This is a genomic window from Methylophaga sp. UBA3613 (assembly GCF_002375415.1).
Lineage (GTDB): Bacteria > Pseudomonadota > Gammaproteobacteria > Nitrosococcales > Methylophagaceae > Methylophaga.
The window spans coordinates 363,132-382,788 of sequence record NZ_DFLS01000004.1 but is presented as its reverse complement, the minus strand read 5'-3'; the positions used below and the strand labels follow the sequence as shown (position 1 = coordinate 382,788).

The window sequence follows — 19,657 nt, the reverse complement described above, 5'->3', positions numbered from 1 at the left end:
ATTTGTTGTCCACATTACGTCTACTCCGAATCATCTAGCTTCTGATTCTACTGATAAAAGCGTGGGAATGTCCTTTTTCTAATACAAACTGAAACATTTGCGGTGCATAAAGTACCGGATCGAGTAATTGCTACATAATATGACATATTTGGAGAACTACAGATCCGCCATGCCAGACAACTGGCATAGACGGATCGGATTTGATTGATGAACTTAAAAGCTACTTTTTCCCAACCTCGGTTTTCTTTCCCTGATTCATATTCATGAGATATACAGATGCTGCCAAAGCCAGAACGGACAAGGCTAAATAAATTGCATCCAGCGGAGTGATAAATTGGATGTCCACTACTGCCCTGAAGAATTCAATTATCACTGCAAGTATAACCACTCTGACAATTTTATCTTTCAACTCATCAAAGGTCTGTATATTGAATGGATGAGCAATATCACTTTCCTCAGACTGATCGATTGGAGAAATAAACAGCCTGTAAACACCAGCACCAAACATAAGCAGCACGACTGCTACTAGGTAAATATCAACAGCAAGAATGATATCTTTGACAATAAACTCATGAATGTCCTGCTCACTTCGTCCCAGGTAATAGTTAATTGTTGAAATTCCTACTTTGAAGATATCCAGCGTACCAACTACAAACAGGACCAATGATCCTATTAAGCTTGAAACCACCGCGATTAAAACTAAAAAGCGGGATTTCCACAAAAATTGCTCGAAATAATATTCGATTTTTTTCATTTGATGCTTACTCTTGAAAATAATAAAGATGTTCGTTCATCTATAATAATGACGTTAACGGTTTGGTTTTGCATTTTTAATTCAATAGATCACTTCGGATGTTTTGCATCAAAATCGATCCTGATATTTGATGGCAGACAGCTAACCGAATCCAGTACAACTATCTCTCCCTGAAAAATGCTTAATAGCCAGAATAGCCTGGTTGAGCAAGGTGTTCCAAGATTCCTCAGCCGATACTTTAATGTCATTATCGTTGGATACTAGGGTTGCTGACGATAAAACTGGCACAACAAACCATAAACCTTGGGCATTTTTTCCTTCATGGTTTCCGGTGACTCAAAAAAAGCCTCACTGCAGACAGCAAAGAATTCTGCCGGGCTGTTTAACGCATACTCATCAAGTGGCAATGACCGATGGTGTTGCCTGTCATTTTCCAAACGATCCCATGCTGCTGTAAAAATATCGTGCCATTCACCAGGTTGCATATCAGGGTGCATCGGCGGTGCCCCATTGGCGCCATCACGCAACATATCGATCTTATGTGCCAATTCGTGAATAACCACATTACTGGCCTTGCCGTGACGAGTATTGCCGCCGCTTTCAGTAATTGCCTGCCATGATAAAATCACCGGTCCACGCTTCCAGGCTTCACCACTCAGGCCGGGGCTTCTGGGATGCACTACACCGTCGTCAGTTCGATAAGGCCGGTTTGGGACAAAGTCCCCTTCGTACAGAATGATGGTCTTCCAATGGTCATACCAATGAAGGCCAAGATGCAGAATGGGAACACAAGCCATAGTGGCGAGTTTCAGGCACATCGCATCTGTGAATTGAAACTCAGCTCCGGAAAGCACATTTTTCCGAGCCAGCAAACGAAAGGTCATCTCGCGTAGGTCGTCACGCTCAGTTCCTTGATAACGCTCCATGACCGGCCAGTCGGCAATCGCCGACTCCCATTGGTCGGCGGTAAACCCCATTTTTTTAATCCGACGACCTTCGAGCCAGTCATGCAATCGCTTAAACATGTTTCAGGTACCCCTCAACTACTTCAAAATCTTCGAACGGATCAGAGTTCAATCACCTGATATCCAGAGAGTCAGGGGAAACATTCAAACATAAAAAGCGGTTTACTTAATTAAAAATGGCAGTGAGACCATTTTGCGCCATTGCCAGGCAATCCAAACTGAAAACAGCATGATGATCAAGGCAACCATCAACATGGCCCATTCTGCATGTAAAACGTGTGTAACCACAGGCCCAATCATAAATAACCCCAAACCCGCTGCTGCTAGGGCTCGCACCTGTTTGAACAGCAATGCCACTGCACCTGACACTTCAATAAAACCCACCAGATATATAAACCAAAGTGGATATCCCCAACGTTCGAAAGCCTGAATCTCAAACTCCAGGCCAGCGAGCTTTGCTAGTCCCGTGAGGAAAAAAATCGCGGCCAGAAGCAAACTGGCATGTTTTGAAAAAGCATTCATGATCAAAATCCCTCAGACTGTTTATAGCTCAAAGACAAATGAAATCAAAGACTGTTACAGAGCGTGGATTAAAATCCTCGGAAAGTGATTAAACGGCCTATCAAAGGATGGCAACACCAGTCGGATGAGCGCGCCAGAAAATGATGCAAAATGCGGTTTGAATCGAATTAAAGGCTTAGGATCTCTTTGAACTTTAAAAATCCGTGATAAAACGTCATGGCAATCACAAAGAGGGCGGCTATTACCATGATATAAACGTATATCCGTTGCAATTTGTCTTTCAGCTTTTTTTCCATAACTTCTTTCAGTCTATAGATATATCAATGGCTATGTGGCCTGACCATGGTCCGTTTCTGAACCCCGTCAGTTAGTTATTTAACAGGATTTTTTTGGTATTGGCGAGATGCTGATCCAGAGAATAAAGTAATCTTTTGAACTCCGTCGATTGCTCACCTAATGCCGTCTTACTGATAAGATTTACCAGCGCTTCATCTTTTTTGAGACATTTATCCAAAATAGCATTTGTTGAATCAGCAGAAAGCAATTGGGTCAATTTGCCACCAAGCTGCTCGACCAATTCTTTATCGGAATCAGGTGTCGCCGGAAGTTCGTGCAGCGCTTTAACGACCTCTCGAAACGGCTCTATATAACTTTCCCGTTCGCTGGCAATCTCAAATAGCTGATGATCAACATTATCTTCGGTTAATAACTCACCCATTGCCCGGTAAAAGTCGGCTGTTTCAATGATTAATTTTAAAATTTCCAGAGCATCTGCCTGGTCATCGGTGCGTAGTATCGACATATCAAACGTTTCCTGTGGTTGATGTTGGAATATCACCAACAATGGCTTCGATTGCTTTAGGGATGACTTCAAATTCTACAGGCGTTGTCGTTTTAAATTCACCATCGGCTTCCAATTCTTTTGGTTTAGAGGTCTGGATGCTGAATTTTTCAGCTGCTTTACGGACGATGCGGTCAGTCGTATCCAAAGCGCCTTGTCGTAAACTCGGCCCGAGCAACAACAGTTGCCACCATCGTTGCGGCTTGATAAAAAACAAATTCAGCTGTCCATCCAGCAACGTTGATCGTTGATCAACGATATTGCCTCCACCATAAAACCGACCATTACCTACCGCCAGATGAATCACCCGTGTGGAGATGTACCAGTCATCTGTTTTAATGTGTACTTTAAAGCTTTTATTTCGCTTTATCGCTTTTAAAAAAGCGCCCAGATAGGCAAAAATACCAAAGAACTTTTTGCTATCTGAAGTGAGTTCACGTGTCACTTCAACACCTAACCCCATGTGAGCCACATTGATAAAAAAATGTTCATTATTGACCTTAGCTAAACTGATCTGTTCTCGTTTTCCATCCACGATGACCTGTGCAGCGTCTAACAAATTTTCTGGAACACCAAGTGATCGTGCAAGATCATTGGCCGTTCCCATCGGGAAAATGGCCAAGGTTCGTTTACAGCTATGTAACGGCTGCAAAGCTGAACTAATGGTTCCATCGCCGCCACCAATAATGACGATTCCGTCTTCACGTTCATAATCTTTAATAAGCGAAACCAAATGGGACTCATTTTCAGACTCACAAACGGATACCTCGATACCAGAGGCTTCAAGCAATCGCACGGCTCCCTCCAAGGCCTCGTCTTGCCCTTTTCGGCTATGCGGATTAATAATTAACAACGCGTGCTGCAAATGTTTATTCCCTTGTTAAGATAGCTTTCGTCAGGAAAATGAAAAACGCTTCAAGAAGACTATAAGTCCTTAATACGACCAGGTCGTTAACCCTAATCAAGATACCCGATGTACCAAACGTGATCACAAAATCTAGCTGCCGCCCCATGATTTTTAGGGTGTGTTTATTCATTTCCGCCTCTGTTATGACTTGATAAAGCGTCAATCAAGGCACGAGGGGGACGCTTCTTGTGAGATAAGGCATCTCTCCCCTACCTCAGACCCGCCCTGAATCGCTGGTCACCAATAATTACATCATTCCAGCGTGATGGGGCCACTTTAATTTCACCCGCTAATAACGCCTGATAAAACTGGTCAACGTTATCTTTATCTTTTCGAAAGCTTCCCAGATAAGACGATTTCCATTGCTCATCCTGCTGGAAAAATAATTTTATTACAGTGTGTTCAGGTTTTTTTTCAATCCAAAGATATTCCTGGTCTCCATCCTTATCCAGATCCAGTGCCTGTAAAAAATATTGCTGTGTCTGCTGCAGGTTCCAGTGATTTTTTGTCTCCTGTTTATAAATAGCCGTCAGCAACGCCTCGGGCGGATTTTCGGATAACTGGGTGATGGCAGCGATAAATTCGTCTCGGGTAGAGCTGGGGCGATCATTGTTACCGTTGGCATACAGAGCGTTGATTCTGACCAGCAGACCTGGATGTGCTTCGCCGTATTGTGCTTTGAGGGTTTGTAATCCCTCATAGCCTGGCCGTGCCAAGTGGTTACGAAAATAGCTGAGGTCGAAGTCTTCAATCGTGACTTTGTTGTCAGCCAGCCGTTGCAATTGATCAGCCACGGCCATTTTTCTGAAATCCAGCAGTGGAGAGTTAACCGATAGCATCACCACCAATACGACCAGACCAATGGCAACATTCGTCCGGCTGAGCTGATGTGCCCATCTATCCCGGTATTTGGCAATACCCCATAGGTAGCCGATAGCGAACAATGCCAGTAAAAACCAGATCAGGTAAGCCCAAAAACGACTGAGACTCCAACCGTACTGATCAATACGCAGGCTCAAACCATAGAAGCTGATCACACTGTAAACAGGCAGTATCGCGATACATATATAAATAAAGCGGTGCAGCCAAACCGAGTAAGGCCAGTTGTCCGGCTCATCCTGATACACGGCATTGACGAAAAACAAAATCAGCGCCTGCATCCATAGAATAAGGCTGCTCCCCCCACTCTCCCACAATGGTTCGAGACCGGTAAAGGGTAAAGCGCCAAGAAATAGCAGTGAGACCAACGACAGCAGCACAAGCAGAAATTTAATCAACGCCTGCTGAAGACGGGTAATGGTGTCGATAATATGAGTGAGTTTGCGAAAAATGATAATGCCGAAGCCATTGGCAAGCGCAATAGCAGGGTAATAAAACCAGCGTTGCTCAAACAGGTCACTGAAGAAATCGATATTGATAGCTTTAAACAGCGCGGCCCACAACATCAGCAACAGCCAGAAGCTGCCGGCAAAAAGCATTGCCAAAGACAAAGTCAGGAAATTACGCCATGACCAGAGAAACAACGCGCTATAAGTAACACGTTCCCCTCTGGCCCACTGCTGGCTGTACATTAACGCTTTAAAAGTTGCGATGACCATCGTCAGCACAAAGCTGAACAACAGTGCATTAAAACGAATATGTTCGATGGGCGTGACCTGATGGCCGACGTAATATCCCAGCAGACCGCTGACCAGCGCGAATGGCAAGGTAGCTTTGACCATTGCCCGCCCATTGTTCTGATCCAGCCCAAGCAACAGCATAATCGGCCAAATAAACATCACGCTATAGAAAGCGAATAACCACTCTGGCTGGCCGTGTGGCCAGTAATGAAGCTCAATGGCTTGATGCAGGTACAGTAAACCGAGCCCCTGCAATAGTGATATCAGAATCATCAGTTTTGATGGTAATTGCGTGGATTTATCCTGTTGATTCAATTCCATGGGGAAAGCCGTCCTTAGTTTCGTTTTGGTTTAGTGAATAGTTTTAACACGCCAGAATCCAAATTTTCTGGAATACGATAGTCAAATTGAGAAAAAATAGCTGAGTTGCTCTCACCCTAAAAGTTAAACAAGCCTAATGGTGGGTTAAGCATCTTTACTTGGGAGTAAACTGCCCCTAACACCTAAACCAGGTATATAACTGCAACATTAACCCTATTTATTCAGCTAAGCGGCATACCACAACACGGCAAAAAAATGGCATGTGGTACCCCCCAGAACAAATAAATGCCAGATAAAGTGACCATATTTCAGTTTTGAATCGGTGGCAAAAAACACAACCCCCAAGGTATAAGACAAACCACCTGCCACTAACCATAAAAAACCAGTAGTGGGTAAGTTTTCCAGCAAAGGCTTGATAGCAACCAACATCACCCATCCCATTAATAAATAAAGACTGGTAGAGAAGATCGGATGTTGTTGTTTTTCAACTATTTTAAGAACAATACCAATAGCTGCCAGCCCCCAGATAATGCCAAAGAGTGTCCAGCCCCATGCGCCATACAACACACCAAAGGTGAAAGGTGTATACGTCCCAGCGATCAACAGATAAATTGCAGAATGTTCAATACGCCGGAAAAGCTGCTTCGCCTTCCCCGCAGGCAATGCATGATACAACGAAGAACCCAGGTAAAGAATTATCATCGTCGCGCAAAATATACTGACCCCGACCACAAAAGCCGTATCAGCTTGACGAACAGCTTGTGTGATTAAAAAAGGCGTACCAATCAGTGCACCCACAAGCCCGAATCCATGGCTGATCGCATTGGCAATCTCTTCCCCACCAGATTGCTCCCGCTTGAATCTGCTATGTGATTTTTGCATACGACCCTCCTCTGGGAATGTTGATCAGCAACTTTCTGTAAATTATGAGCTGTGAACATGACCAAAATAATTACTCTAAGCTCATGCGCTTATGGCACACATTTCAACAAAGACTGAGTTAACTCCTGACTAAGAGCCATGTCCAAAATCATCGGTGTATAGCAAAGCTTTGTTTGCGGCAATCTTCGGGGACATATCTACATTTTACAACTCACTTCCCTTGGTTCGACAACGCACAGACACTGCTTTCAATGTAGCCAATACTGTCTTCACGCTATGGCAAGTCTGATATCAATCCGCCGGATTGGATCGAAGATTTAAAACGCTCATAGTACGAATAGGAGTACTTTTTATGAATTCTATTTTTCGTAAAACATTAATAGCCAGCGCCCTTACCGCGATTTTTAGCTCAGGGGCCATTGCAGCAGATGATTACTCGAAAACTATCGATGGATCTGATGCGAGTAAACAAGGTGAGATGCAACAGAATGACTCATCTTCAACGCATCCAGCAATGCCGAATCACGAAGATGAGTTTAATAAAACCATTGATGCTGATGTGCCCAGAGCAGGTAATAGCGCTGATAAAGAGATGCAACAATCTACTGACAGCCCAAATGCCAATGAAGAAGAGTTTAACGAAACCATCGATGCTGAAGGTCCCAGTGCGGGCAATAAAGCTGATCAGCAGAAGCAAAAATCATCTGATGGTCAAAATGCCGATGAGGCCGAATTTAACCATACTCTAGATGATGAAGGCCCTAGCGCAGGCAATAGAGCTGATCCAGCAAAAACTGATCGTCCATTATCCGAGCATCAAAGTAATGTAACCGAGGAAGAAGAAGAGGAAGAAGAAATCGGTAATACAGAAATCGAAACCGACACTGATGTTGAGATGAAAGGCCAAATGGATAGAAACAATGATGTTGAAATGAATGAACAACCTCATGGCCCAACCGGTGCAGGCACACCAGCTAACAGAGGTGGACTGTACGATATGTCAGCCAATGAATTGAATGGCATGGACGTCATTACCAGTGATGGCGAAGATATCGGCGGTATTGAAAAAATCGTTATGAGCCCTGATAACCAAAACGTTCATGCCGTTGTTACAGTTGGTGGTTTGCTCGGCGTAGGTGGCAAAACCATTTTGATACCGCTTGAAAAGTTCACTCGCACAAATGATGAATTGCACGTTAAAGCAACACAGTCTCAGCTTAAAGAGATGAATGATTACGGTTCAGAAGACTATATTGAACTGGAAGGTGATGCAGCCATCAGCACTGCATTACGTCAATAATTGATAATCTGATTGGCTTTTTTGTCCTCTTAGCCAACTGATGATCATAATTCGCCCGGTGGAACGCATGTTTCATCGGGCTTTTTTTTGGGCCATGACGATACCTGGAATCAAGCTGGCCGATCTGAACTATCAGGTTCGAGCATATTAATCAGGTATGCCTTTTAAGTTGCCATGTTCCATATTTGCACGGCGCTACCACTGCAAAGCAGAATTCCGGCTAACCATGCATAGTAGGGAACCTTGTATTTCACTCTTCGGACCCGATTAATAACATAGGTAAAAAGCAGTGCCAGCACTGGCCAAAAGGCATTAATAACTACTGTCTTTAACATTCCTACCGACTCCAGCGCCGCGAAAAATAACGCATAAGCTAAACAGAAACTAATGATGCCATGCACTGCAAAAGGCAACAGCCATCCCCCCCCCAGGGAGTGTCTTTCAATATACAACTTTTTACTAAAAACCAGCATAACCGGCACTATAGCTAAGGCACCAAACACTAAAGATACGAAATTATCAGTCAGAGGAGAACCGCCGGTCAGGCCCAGAATCATGAAGGTTTCACCTACAGACCAGGCCATCGCGGTAAGTGCTCCCAAAAACACCGCCTGCATGGTAATTTTTCCGCGTATTGCGGTGACAATAAAAATGCTTATACCCGCAGCTATCAGCACAATCGGAAACACCATCTCGGCGTTCAGCGCCTCACCTACAAAGACCGCTGCAAAGATAATCGAGATCAGTGGTTTGAGTTTTGCGAATTGGGCTGCTACCTCAGCTTGGCCTTTAAAAGCAACCGCCGTAATGTAGTACATGCCAGTGGCCACGGGAAAAGTGAACACCCCAGCTGCTGCCAGACGCCAATTTAAATTTATCACTGCGCCGCTCAGCCAAGCCCAAATGGCAAGGCACAACGCAGCGGAACTCAAGGCAACAAACAAGCCCAACAGAACGCCATGACTGCCTAGTCTTGGGGGAATTTTATCTAAACCTAGATTAACAATTGGTGCGGACAACGCCCACAAAACTGCGCTCATAACGGGCAAAGTATAACTAGGCCAATTTGAAAAAATATCTGTTAGTTCCATAGAACCAGGTACGCATAAATTAAGCAGGGTGTTAACACCCCAAAAAATGGAATTCTAATAATTAGCCTGAGTCTCTCTCTGGCAAAACCCGAATACAGAATTCTCATTCCCAGGCCGTGGTTATTTTCAGCGTAATCTTCTGAGGAAAGATCATCCAGAGTGGCATGGTAGGGGAACCAGTGATAATAGCCGATCGACATAGTAATCCACAGCATAATAGAAGCAATCAACCCATTATGTATTGCTGCAAAAGAGGTAATACCTAATATTAGAAATATGAGCCCCATATACTTAGGGTTCAGAGTGAACCTATAGAATTTTCTAACCATTTTCAGTTCGATTCTATCTGTCAGGTAACGGTTGAACATAGAGTCCAGTGCATCCACTGATAACAAAAAGGAAATGAAAGCGATAAATGATGACAAGGCCGACAAGGCCAAAAAGGTGCTTTCCCAAATGAAAGGTAAAGTCAGGAAGTCCGCTTTTGATACCAGGTACTGGTTAGTCTGTACAAGAAGAATCAGACTGCCAGCAATCATAATAGCGATTACCGTCATCGCAGCACGCGCCTTCTCGCGATAGGATTCTTCAAGCTGGTGCTTAACAGAAAAGGGATCATCCACAACGCCTGCATTCCCCTCTTCGCCTTTCCACTGCAGGCTGGAGGCCGTCAGTATTCTTCTGAGCGTGGCGACATTGAGGAATCTCAGTTTTTTGCTGGATGAGAAATAAGCTAACCAAAATCCAATGTACACACTCAAAGACAGTAAATAAACAATTCTTGAGGCAGACAGTTCGAAATGTAGGAAACTCTCCGGCAGCGTGGTAATTACAACGTACATCAGAAAGAAAACCAGTACGGCATACCCCAGAATGGGGACTATGGCACTATTGGATGACCAGTCTCTGACCGCAACATCCTCATTGTAAAGCAGATTCAATTTGGCAATTGTGTCCTGATAGAATTCACATTGCTCAAGGTCTCTGACTAACGAATCACTTTCTTTTACCTTATCCTTGGATAAATCAGTGATATCAGAGTGCTTAACCACCTTGGTTGACTCAAATATTTCTTTTCCAAAATATAATGATTTGAGTTTGTTAATACTTACGGGCCCATGCCAACGATTTTCGTTAAAGTAGTACCAGGCCAGGTAATCATCGTCCGACATTATCAAACCTCCTGTTCTGTGTTTGCGGAAAATACACAAACCTGATACTACCAAACTCTTTACTAGTAATATTAGGGTTTAGGGCTGAGCGACTCCCACCACCAGACAGGCAAAATCAAAGCCATAGAGAATCCATGAAAATATTCAAAGCATTTGGCGAGTTGAAAAATCTCCAAAGATAAATCTGTCCATATTTTGCGACAGATCTATAAAAAAGCATTAGCCCATTTTATTTGCTTGTCTAAATTCAAGAAAACCAGTTACATCCTAAATTTTAGACTTGTTGTTCTCTACCTTTCTTGACCAGAGTTACATCTGCTTTGGCATGGTTTCAAGGATCAGCCACTGACAGATCCCTACATAAAGATATAAAACTTCCTTCTGGCCAGACGGCTGACTTTACTCCTGTCTATGACTTTACGAAAAGTGTCTGGCTCGACTTAATCATCTCAATATGCGGTATGCCATCTTCATCATAAGGCTCCCCGGAAGAGTGAAATCCAAGCGACTCATAGAATTTTTGCAGATAAACCTGTGCTGAGATTTTGATGTCATTGCCTGGATATTTTCGCTCAGTGAAATTTATGGCTTCCTCCATCAGAGCACGGCCAATCTTTTGTCCCCTGAATTTTTTCAGGGTCATTACCCGGCCAATCGAAGGCTGGCTGTTATTAATCCCCGGATCAACCACTCTGGCATAGGCTGCCAGTTCACCATTTACCAAAGCAGATAGATGCCATGCATAAGGATCCAACTCATCTGTTTCCTGATAGGGACAGTGTTGTTCGACAACAAAAACGGATTCGCGAGCCATGATGATCTGGTAAAGCTCAAGCGCGGCAAAAAACTCCAATCGAGACCATTTAAACTCGAGCTTCATATTTTTTGTTCCTGTTTAAGCAGATCTGTACTCAACACTCTTCCAAACCAGGCCGATTAGTCCTATTGCCAATAAGGCAAACAGAACAATGGCCGCGGTTGCGTCTAGAACCAATAAAGTTAAGCCCGAGACAAGCAACCAGAGTACTGGAATAATAGCAATAAGCCACAAGGCCCAACCTCTGAACATAATCAATACCAACCCCAGCGTTGTTATGGCAGTTGGATCGGCATGGATACCAAATACTTCTGCCTGGAACCAGGACCCGCCAGTGTAAGGTGCGATAAACGGCAAACCAATTAATCCAACAAGGGCGATGACTACACCGATAAAAGTAGCTGGTCTTTTGCGTGGATTGCTGTCTAAAGCAACTCCAATCAGCGCTAGCAATAACAACAGGGTTGCTTGACCAAGAAAGCAGTAACCAATATAACCACCAGCCCAGTTGAGTTCAGCATAACGTTGAATAAAGAAGGCAAAGCCGACAAAGCCCCAAACAGTTGCGATAAGAGCACTGGCAAGGCGAGCGCGGTTGGTGAGTGCCAACCAAACTGCTGCAACGCCTAAAGCCAACGTCAGTAGATGCAACGGCCAGAAGGTTTCACTCATGCGTTCAAGAAGGCGGAAATAGATATCAGCAGTAAAGGGAATAAAATCCTGCAGCTTGTAGCTGGACCAGGTGTTCATAACGACTCGATATAATCTGCCATCTTTTGCCGGGTGCTGGCCGAAGGCATAGGACTCGTACCCGCATGCATATTTTCTCGCAGATGCTCGACTTTTGTGGTCGCGGGAATGGCACAGGTAATCGCCGGATGACTGACGATAAATTTCAACAGAAAATCTGCCCAGGTCGTGCAGCCGCATTCTGCCTCAGCCCATTCCGGCAGTGGTTCATCGCGACGTTTCATGCCTTTAATCAGACTACCGCCATCAAAGGGTCGATTGGCGATAACAGCAATACCCTTTTCTTCTGCTAGTGGTAGCAGACGGTTTTCCGCTTCTCGCTGAGCAATATTGTATGTCAGCTGGATGAAGTCGATATCCTCGTTAGCCATGATCTGCTCGAACTCCTGGTGGCGACGGCCGTGTGAGGTGGTAATACCAATATGGCCGATTTTGCCTTCGGCTTTCATTTCCCGCAGTGCTGCCAGATGCTCGCGCCAGTCTGTCAGGTTGTGTATCTGCACTAAATCAAATTGCTCGACAGTCCAACGTGCTTGCAGATCAGCAACCTGCTCACGCGCTGAACCGCCCGCAGGACTCCAGACTTTTTCTGCTGAAAAAAGGCTGTCTGGAATACCCAACTGTTGCAATGCATAGCCCATGACATCCGGGGCAGAACCATACATGGGTGAGGAATCAATCAAGCCACCACCAAGCTCGAAAAATGTTTTTACCACTTCGGTTCGGGCATCAAGCAACTTTGGATCGGTGCCGACATTGAACGTTCGCCAGGTTCCCATACCGATGACCGGTAGCTTTTTGTTACCAGAATAAGATTTCTGAAGCAGTTCATTGCTTGCCGCAAAGCTCGGCATCGATGGCAGCATAGTCATGGCAAGACCGGCACCGATCAACTTGAGACTTTGTCTGCGGGTGAAGCGATTGGTCATGGTCAGCGCTCCTTGTGATTTCATTTCAGCACTTTGCCAGCATGTAATGGTTGCTGCTCAATATTTAATCAAACCATACCAGTACAAATAGCTCACTGACAATTTAATGGGTTTGTCATTTTTAGACGCATTTTCTACTTTGAAATACGCCCCTATACGCTATACAATGTGAATGTTAATTATTATCATTTAGCATTAGCGTTTACGAGCATTGGTTTTGCTTACTCTTGGTTATGCTTTTTCGTTTTTCAAACAGGTCCGTTTTCATGCCAAATTTTTCATCTCCTGCCTGGCCAATTGCCAGTCGGATTTTTGCCAGTCTTGTAGGTGGCTACCTGTTCACCTGGGGTTTGATTGCCATCGTTATCGCGGCGTTAATTCCACTTGGTGTGGAGTTTCATGATGCTGAGATGGGCATGCTGATGCTGGGTTTGCTGGTTTATTTGAGTTTGTTTTTGTGGGGCATGGCCACCGATAAATTAATCTGGTTGTGGCTAATCCTGTTTGGCGGTGGTGTGGCTATGACCTTACTGGCCAGTGTTGTGCAACAGTCATTTTTACAAGGAATTTAATCCATGTTCAGTAGCTTTCGACAGGCAATGGCTTGGCTGCATACGTGGTTTGGCCTGACCTTAGGCTTTATTCTGATGGTGGTCTTCTTTTTTGGAAGCCTGTCGGTTTTTGATCGCGAGATTGATCGCTGGTCGATTCCGGAAACCCGATTTGAACCACAGGTAATGCCATCATTTGATGAGATGTTGTTGCCCATTCTGCGTTCGGTTGAACCCAATGAAGAAGACTACAATACCAACATGCCGCTGTTGCATGATACAAGTCAGGGGCCAATGACGCCTCGCACCGAATTACCTGCTGATGAGTTCTGGGCCTACACCACGCATCGTGATCCGGTATTAATTATGGGTGTTGGTTTTCGGGTGCCACAACCTTTGGATCCGGAAGGCCACAATCATATTCATGGCAATATCACCATTGATCCACGTACCGGTAAAGCCCTGCCTGATGATCAGTTAAAAATCGGTAGTAAATTTTTCTATCCAATGCATTTCAGCCTGAACTGGAACTGGAATCGAATTGGGATTTATATCGTCGGTATCGCCGCATTTATTATGATGGCGGCACTGGTTAGTGGCGTCATTATTCACCGTAAACGGTTTCGTGAGTTCTTCACTTTCCGCCCCACCAAACAAACCCAACGCAGCGTACTGGATTTACATAACCTTACCGGCATGGTGGCGTTGCCGTTTCATTTCTTCTTCACCTTTACCGGTTTGCTGATTTTTGCCAGTTTCTTCTTCTTTCCGGTAACACATACCCAGCTCGAACCGTTACATAAATATCACGAAATGGTTGAGGCCAATGAAACCGGTCTGCCGCATGATCGTGCCGGCGTTCCCACAGATATGGCTTCCATTGATGCGATGGTTGCCAAGGCTAAACAGCGTTGGGCTGAAAAGGATATGCCAGGTGAAGTAGGCTTTTTGCAGATTAATCATGTGGATGATGCCAACAGTTATGTGAGCATTTATCGAGCTGGCAGTGATCGGGTGGCACTGGTTGGTGAAGGCATGCATTTCAATGGCATTACGGGCGAATTAATCCGTGAAGAACCTCCCCGCTCCGCTATTGCAGAAACTGAAGAATTTCTAACCGGTTTGCATTTACAGCATTTTGAACATTGGTTTCTGCGTTGGCTGTATGTGTTTGGTGGTCTGGTTGGCGCCATCTGCATTGCTACCGGTTTTATCTTCTTCGTTGAAAAACGTAAACGCCAGCATACGCTGCAGGGTAGCTCTGGTAGTCAGGTGGTTGATGCTTTAGCGGTAACGACCGTGACTGGCATGTTAGTGGCCACGGTAAGTATGTTAGTGGCTAACCGGTTACTACCAGCCGAAATGGTTGGCAAAGGTTACTGGGAACAGGTGGTGTTCTGGGGAAGCTGGGGCGTGATGTTACTGCATGCTTTCTGGCGCAGCTCTGCCGTTCGTCATATGCGTATTTCACCTGCCTGGCGTGAACAGAGCATTTTATTTGCTGTGCTTGCCGTTGCTGCGGTGATTCTTAACTGGATTACTACTGGCGATCATCTTTTGAAAACTGCATTTCATTATTGGCCGGTAGCTGGGGTGGATTTAAGCTTGCTGGTCAGCAGTGCGATTGCGATTTATGCCGCCAGATTTCTGAAAAGGCGTGAAAATGTTGCTGTGCATAAGGCCATTGAATTTTCTGCACAAAACCTGGAGGCTAGCCGTGGTTGAGATCGTTTGTTGGATAGCTGCTATTTTTGCCACTATGTTGGGCATGGCCTCGCTTTCACTCAGCCTGCCAAATCATTGGCGGCAGGTTACCGGTATCGAAACCAGTCTCCCCTCACGTTCCGAACAACTTAGCCTGCGTATTTTGGGTTATTCCAGTCTGGTGGTGGCATTGCTTTTGTGTCTTGCTGCCGATCATCCAACGATGGCCGTTTTAGTCTGGGTAATGTTGTTAAGTTTAGCGGCAAAAGGCATTGCGACCATCCTTACCTGGCGTCAGCATTGGCTTAAGCCGATACTCTGGCTATTTAATCGTAGTGAACTTAACTAAAGACGTAGTGAATGTTAGTTCTCATCTCTGGCGTCTTTCTCAAACAGATTTGTTTTGCAGTAATGAATCACAATGATGGATAAGCCTAACAAGAGAATTGCCACGGTTATCCCAAGAATCCGCCAGGTATCAATGTTTTTCATATCCAGAATCAGGTACCGTGCCAGCGCGACAATCGCGATGTATAACGGAAACTTGATAGGTAACTCACCTGATTTGTAATAGACCGCGACCATGGTCAACACTTCCAGATAGATAAACAACAACAATAAATCTGTCAGCAGTACTGTACCGTTTTCAACCATGAAATTGATTTCAATTCCCACAGCGACCAGGGTGGCGATAGCCACAATGATCAGCCCGATATCCTGGGCAATTGCCAATCCTTGATTCACTACCGTTTTAATTTTTTCTGACATGTAGACTATCTCAATAAATTTTTCAGAGCGGATAGTAGCCTAGCAGCCAAATTTGTAAAGCTTATTGTCTGCTATTCCGAAAATTTCGAATGTGTCTGGACTGTGGGTCAAAATTCACCATTGTGGAAAGCTAACTGAAATCATTGGCCTCGACATACGAAAGTGATTGAAACAGAATGAAAGCTACATCACTTGAGAAATTGCTTTATGAATGAATTTGATTATTACTGGGATATTTTTATTCGTTGGATGACAACGCCCATAATGGGATCGGATTCCGGTATCACCATTTCGAATATGCTTGGATTTGTATTGATTGTCTTTGTTGCCTGGTGGGCATCAGCCAAAGTCGAGAAAATCCTGCAACGCATGACGCTGGGAAAGTCCTATCGGCATATCGATGACTCTACCTTTTATCTTATCAGTCGGCTGTTTCGTTACTTCATCTGGATCAGTGCCACATTAGTTGGCTTGTCTTATATAGGCTTTAATCTTACCGGTCTGGCTTTTATCGGTGGGGCAATAGGTGTCGGCATTGGTTTCGGTCTGCAGAATATTGTCAGTAACTTTATTTCCGGCATTATTTTGATCCTGGAAAAGTCGCTGAAAGTCGGTGACTTTATTGAAATATCCAACTCCACTACCGGGATAGTTCAGGAAATTGGCCTTCGTTATACCCGTATTACCACGCGCGATAATATCGATATTCTGGTGCCAAATTCAGAGTTTATTAACGGACAGGTCACCAACTGGAGTTTTAGCGAGAAACTGCGCCGAATCCATGTTCCATTTGGTGTGGCTTATGGTGTGGATAAAGATCTGGTTCGGGAAGCAGCACTTGAGGCAGCCTCTCATGTACCGGGAGCGATAACGGGTGATCCGGGCAAACTTGCTGAAGTATGGTTAACCGAGTTTGGGGATAGCAGTCTGAATTTTGAATTAGTGATTTGGGTTGGTAATGAATTAATGAGTCGACCGGCTCGTACCAAAGCATTGTTTTTATGGGAAATCGAAACCCAGCTTCGGGCAAAAGACATCGAAATTCCATTCCCGCAACGTGATTTACATATTCGCTCAGGAAAACTGGCCGTATCGATTGAACAATAAACTGTTGCTGGGCTTTATTTCAGCGTTACTTGGTTTTACTGATGCCAAAACAACGCAGCAGACAGCGCTCATAAAAAGATTCTGGCAGGCCGCGTTTCATCCGGAACAGGAAGTACTTTTCAAAGGCGATTTTGGCCAGTTGTACCCAGCGGCCTTTTTTCATCCAAGCCAGATTGCGTGGCGGAATTTGTGGTAAAGCCACAAATGCAGCACCGGTATGTCCCATATCTGCCAGACAAACCGCATTCAAACTGGCTCGGGTTTGAATCGGGCGATCTACTATAGCAGCTTGAATATTAGCCACAGCTGCTTTGGCCATGCTTTCAATCATATAACCGGTTTTCGGCACGCCAACGGGTAAAGGCGTTGCTTCAACTGGAGGAATCGCAACGCAGACACCGACACCATAGATATTGGGATAAACAGGGTTACGCTGGAATTCATCGACTTTAAGAAAGCCTCGGGGGTTAACCAGTTCTTCATTCAGATTGGCGACACAATCAACCCCTTTAAACGCGGGAATCAACATACTGTAATCAAATGCCAGTTGATGCGTTTTGAAAGTCTCAGCGTTATCGTCCACCTGCTCGACCAGCATTTTGCCGTTTGCGATGGACTTAACACGAGCATTGGTGATCCATTTAATATCGTTTTTGCGAAACTCGGACTCGAACAGCCCTTTTGAATCACCTACACCGCCTAATCCCATATGGCCGATATAGGGTTCGGGAGTGACAAAGGTCATTGGCACCCGATCGCGGACTTTGGCCTTACGTAATGCCCGATTCATAATAAAAGCAAATTCATAGGCAGGACCGAAACAGGAAGCACCCTGAACAGCACCCACCACAATCGGACCTGGATTTTTCAGAAATTCACGCCAGGCCCGGTAGCTGTCTTCAGCATGATCCACGGTACAGATGGAATGGGTGTGGGCATGTGGACCAAAGCCTTCGATCTCATCAAATGCCAGCTTGGCTCCGGTTGCCACAATCAGAAAATCGTAATTAAGAATGGTGTTATCACCCAACAAAACCTGATTGGTAGCCGGTTTGATTTTGGCCACACCGGAATCATAAAAATCGATGTTTTTGCTGGATAAAACTGAGGCCAGTTTAAAGCTGATATCTTCACGTTTGCGCCATCCCACGGCGACCCAGGGATTGCTGGGTACAAAGTGAAATATTGGCGTATTGGAAACGACGCTGATATGGTGTTTTTTATCAAGAGCAGAACGACATTCATAAGCAGCGGGTAACCCGCCGGTACTTGCTCCGATAATGACAATATGTGCCATATCTATCCTGAATTAATGCAGCGTATCCGAGTCATTCTGAATGTTAAGCGGGTCACTGAATAAGCCTGCCACATCCACTGGATCAAACTGATAATGGGTATTGCAAAACTCACAGGCCAACTCAACAAAGCCTCGTTCGGCAATAATGTCTTCTGCTTCCTGCCGCCCCAGTAACTTGATAGTATCAGCCACTCGCTGGCGCGAACAGGTACAAGCAAATTCCAATACGGTTGTGCTCAATAGTCTTACCATTTCTTCGTTAAATAATCGATATAACAAAGAGACTGCATCAAGGTTCAGCAGTTCTTCATAGGTCACGGTATCGGCTAGAAAATTAATTCTCGTCCAGTTTTCGTCATGCTGTTCCGGATCCTGATCAGGTAATTGTTGCAGCATCAAACCACCAGCAGTCTGTTCATCAGTAGATAACCAGATACGGGTTTTCAATTGTTCAGATTGGGCAAAATACATTTCCAGCATCTCGGCAATTGATTCACCCTGAACGCTGACAATGCCCTGATAAGGTTGTTTGGCTTCAACATTTTCAATGGTAATAGCCAGATTACCGTCGCCGAGCATTTGCTGCATCGTGGCATCATCAGCAATTTCGCCTTCCCAGTTCGCTAATCCACGAAGAGTGTGATCACTGGTGCATTCAACCATTAATAACGATACCGGCCCATCGGAACGGCATTGTAATACCAGTCGTCCGGACATTTTGACTGTTTCAGCCAACAATGCTGCGGCTGCCAGCATTTCTCCCAACAGACCAGCAACTGCAGGTGGATATTCCCGTTGAACTTTAACCGTTTGCCAGGTTTGTTTAAGTTGCACCCATTCACCACGGATGGCGGCATTATCAAAGATGAAACGTTGTAAATGATCTGCCTGAATGGCGTCGTCTTGCATGATGAATCCTCACACTGCATCTATAGCGGGTGGTTATATGGCAAATGAAGCTGCCGAATAATAGCGACATTTTAACGTATCTGATTACAAGTGGGGTTTAACCCTAAGAAGATCAAGCCATAAACTATCAGCGGCTTCGGGCGGCTAAAAAATCCCTCATAGCTGTTGAATATTCTTGCACAGCTGAATCATGCTGCTTTCTAGTGATATTCATCAGCGTTGTCCCTCGCGATGGCTGTGGTGATTTTTTCGAGGAATTAGATTGTGATTCGGTCGCAGGGTTTTGGCAAGTATGATTAAAACAAAGTGGATTGTTGGGTTTCATGCCTCAACCCAACCTACCATGAGCAAATGTTGTGTTGATCCGCAGATTAGGCTCTAAGTTTAAGCATTCCGGGAAAATGAAAAAGCCCATTACCCCGAGAAAATGGAGTAATGGGCTGATTTCAGT

General features: G+C 44.8%; 20 protein-coding genes. 5 read left to right on the top strand and 15 right to left on the bottom strand.

Annotated elements, in window-relative coordinates; genetic code table 11:
• Nucleotides 1-220: 220 nt before the first annotated feature.
• From B3S93_RS04030 to trhA, 7 genes are all read right to left on the bottom strand, one after another.
• On the bottom strand, nucleotides 221-754 hold the full coding sequence (locus B3S93_RS04030) for a YqhA family protein (protein ID WP_292399835.1): 534 nt from the start codon (nucleotides 752-754) through the stop codon (nucleotides 221-223).
• A gap of 260 nt (nucleotides 755-1,014) precedes the next feature.
• On the bottom strand, nucleotides 1,015-1,779 hold the full coding sequence (locus tag B3S93_RS04025; RefSeq protein WP_292399837.1) for a zinc-dependent peptidase: 765 nt from the start codon (nucleotides 1,777-1,779) through the stop codon (nucleotides 1,015-1,017).
• A gap of 102 nt (nucleotides 1,780-1,881) precedes the next feature.
• A complete protein-coding gene (locus B3S93_RS04020; protein ID WP_292399840.1) occupies nucleotides 1,882-2,241 on the bottom strand; it encodes a DoxX family protein in 360 nt (119 codons plus the stop codon).
• 367 nt (nucleotides 2,242-2,608) lie between these two features.
• Nucleotides 2,609-3,043: a hypothetical protein gene (locus B3S93_RS04015; RefSeq protein WP_292399842.1), complete on the bottom strand. Its 435-nt coding sequence runs from the start codon at nucleotides 3,041-3,043 to the stop codon at nucleotides 2,609-2,611.
• Nucleotide 3,044: 1 nt separating this feature from the next.
• Nucleotides 3,045-3,947 (bottom strand): lipid kinase, encoded by a 903-nt coding sequence (locus B3S93_RS04010; protein ID WP_292399845.1) that lies wholly within the window; start codon nucleotides 3,945-3,947, stop codon nucleotides 3,045-3,047.
• Between the two features lie 251 nt (nucleotides 3,948-4,198).
• Nucleotides 4,199-5,929 (bottom strand): DUF4153 domain-containing protein, encoded by a 1,731-nt coding sequence (locus B3S93_RS04005; RefSeq protein WP_292399848.1) that lies wholly within the window; start codon nucleotides 5,927-5,929, stop codon nucleotides 4,199-4,201.
• Between the two features lie 225 nt (nucleotides 5,930-6,154).
• On the bottom strand, nucleotides 6,155-6,811 hold the full coding sequence (gene trhA / locus B3S93_RS04000; protein ID WP_292399851.1) for a PAQR family membrane homeostasis protein TrhA: 657 nt from the start codon (nucleotides 6,809-6,811) through the stop codon (nucleotides 6,155-6,157).
• 352 nt (nucleotides 6,812-7,163) lie between these two features.
• Between trhA and B3S93_RS03995 the strand changes: the two genes are divergently transcribed.
• A complete protein-coding gene (locus B3S93_RS03995) occupies nucleotides 7,164-8,111 on the top strand; it encodes a PRC-barrel domain-containing protein (RefSeq protein ID WP_292399854.1) in 948 nt (315 codons plus the stop codon).
• A 164-nt stretch (nucleotides 8,112-8,275) separates the two neighbouring features.
• Here B3S93_RS03995 and B3S93_RS03990 read toward each other — a convergent pair whose 3' ends face one another.
• From B3S93_RS03990 to B3S93_RS03970, 5 genes are all read right to left on the bottom strand, one after another.
• Complete coding sequence (locus tag B3S93_RS03990) at nucleotides 8,276-9,202, bottom strand: DMT family transporter (RefSeq protein ID WP_292399857.1); 927 nt, start codon at nucleotides 9,200-9,202, stop codon at nucleotides 8,276-8,278.
• On the bottom strand, nucleotides 9,193-10,374 hold the full coding sequence (locus B3S93_RS03985) for a hypothetical protein (RefSeq protein ID WP_292399859.1): 1,182 nt from the start codon (nucleotides 10,372-10,374) through the stop codon (nucleotides 9,193-9,195). Before B3S93_RS03985 ends, B3S93_RS03990 begins: the two co-directional genes overlap by 10 nt.
• Before the next feature lie 409 nt (nucleotides 10,375-10,783).
• Nucleotides 10,784-11,254, bottom strand: a complete 471-nt coding sequence (locus tag B3S93_RS03980; protein ID WP_292353873.1) for a GNAT family N-acetyltransferase — start codon at nucleotides 11,252-11,254, stop codon at nucleotides 10,784-10,786.
• 15 nt (nucleotides 11,255-11,269) lie between these two features.
• Nucleotides 11,270-11,941, bottom strand: a complete 672-nt coding sequence (locus tag B3S93_RS03975; protein ID WP_292399861.1) for a DUF6064 family protein — start codon at nucleotides 11,939-11,941, stop codon at nucleotides 11,270-11,272.
• The gene (locus B3S93_RS03970; protein ID WP_292399864.1) at nucleotides 11,938-12,870 is read right to left on the bottom strand and encodes an aldo/keto reductase; all 933 of its coding nucleotides are present in this window, start codon (nucleotides 12,868-12,870) and stop codon (nucleotides 11,938-11,940) included. Before B3S93_RS03970 ends, B3S93_RS03975 begins: the two co-directional genes overlap by 4 nt.
• Before the next feature lie 266 nt (nucleotides 12,871-13,136).
• On the opposite strand from B3S93_RS03970, the gene B3S93_RS03965 reads away from it, so the two are divergent.
• The 3 genes from B3S93_RS03965 to B3S93_RS03955 are packed head-to-tail and all read left to right on the top strand — an operon-like array spanning nucleotide 13,137 to nucleotide 15,474.
• Nucleotides 13,137-13,442, top strand: coding sequence for an iron uptake protein (locus B3S93_RS03965; protein ID WP_292353866.1), 306 nt, complete (start codon nucleotides 13,137-13,139; stop codon nucleotides 13,440-13,442).
• 3 nt (nucleotides 13,443-13,445) lie between these two features.
• A complete protein-coding gene (locus B3S93_RS03960; protein ID WP_292399866.1) occupies nucleotides 13,446-15,146 on the top strand; it encodes a PepSY-associated TM helix domain-containing protein in 1,701 nt (566 codons plus the stop codon).
• Nucleotides 15,139-15,474, top strand: coding sequence for a DUF3325 domain-containing protein (locus B3S93_RS03955; RefSeq protein WP_292353862.1), 336 nt, complete (start codon nucleotides 15,139-15,141; stop codon nucleotides 15,472-15,474). The genes B3S93_RS03960 and B3S93_RS03955 overlap by 8 nt, the downstream gene beginning before the upstream one ends.
• A gap of 14 nt (nucleotides 15,475-15,488) precedes the next feature.
• Here the strand turns inward: B3S93_RS03955 and B3S93_RS03950 are convergent, their stop codons facing one another.
• Nucleotides 15,489-15,893 (bottom strand): phosphate-starvation-inducible PsiE family protein, encoded by a 405-nt coding sequence (locus B3S93_RS03950; RefSeq protein WP_292353860.1) that lies wholly within the window; start codon nucleotides 15,891-15,893, stop codon nucleotides 15,489-15,491.
• A gap of 207 nt (nucleotides 15,894-16,100) precedes the next feature.
• Here B3S93_RS03950 and B3S93_RS03945 point away from each other — a divergent pair, with 207 nt between their 5' ends.
• Nucleotides 16,101-17,000: a mechanosensitive ion channel family protein gene (locus tag B3S93_RS03945; protein WP_292399869.1), complete on the top strand. Its 900-nt coding sequence runs from the start codon at nucleotides 16,101-16,103 to the stop codon at nucleotides 16,998-17,000.
• 25 nt (nucleotides 17,001-17,025) lie between these two features.
• On the opposite strand, the gene B3S93_RS03940 is transcribed toward B3S93_RS03945, so the two are convergent.
• Together B3S93_RS03940 and hslO are read right to left on the bottom strand one after the other, a co-directional pair.
• On the bottom strand, nucleotides 17,026-18,297 hold the full coding sequence (locus B3S93_RS03940; RefSeq protein WP_292399872.1) for an NAD(P)/FAD-dependent oxidoreductase: 1,272 nt from the start codon (nucleotides 18,295-18,297) through the stop codon (nucleotides 17,026-17,028).
• Nucleotides 18,298-18,309: 12 nt separating this feature from the next.
• Nucleotides 18,310-19,206, bottom strand: coding sequence for an Hsp33 family molecular chaperone HslO (gene hslO / locus B3S93_RS03935; protein ID WP_292399875.1), 897 nt, complete (start codon nucleotides 19,204-19,206; stop codon nucleotides 18,310-18,312).
• Between the last annotated feature and the right edge of the window lie 451 nt (nucleotides 19,207-19,657).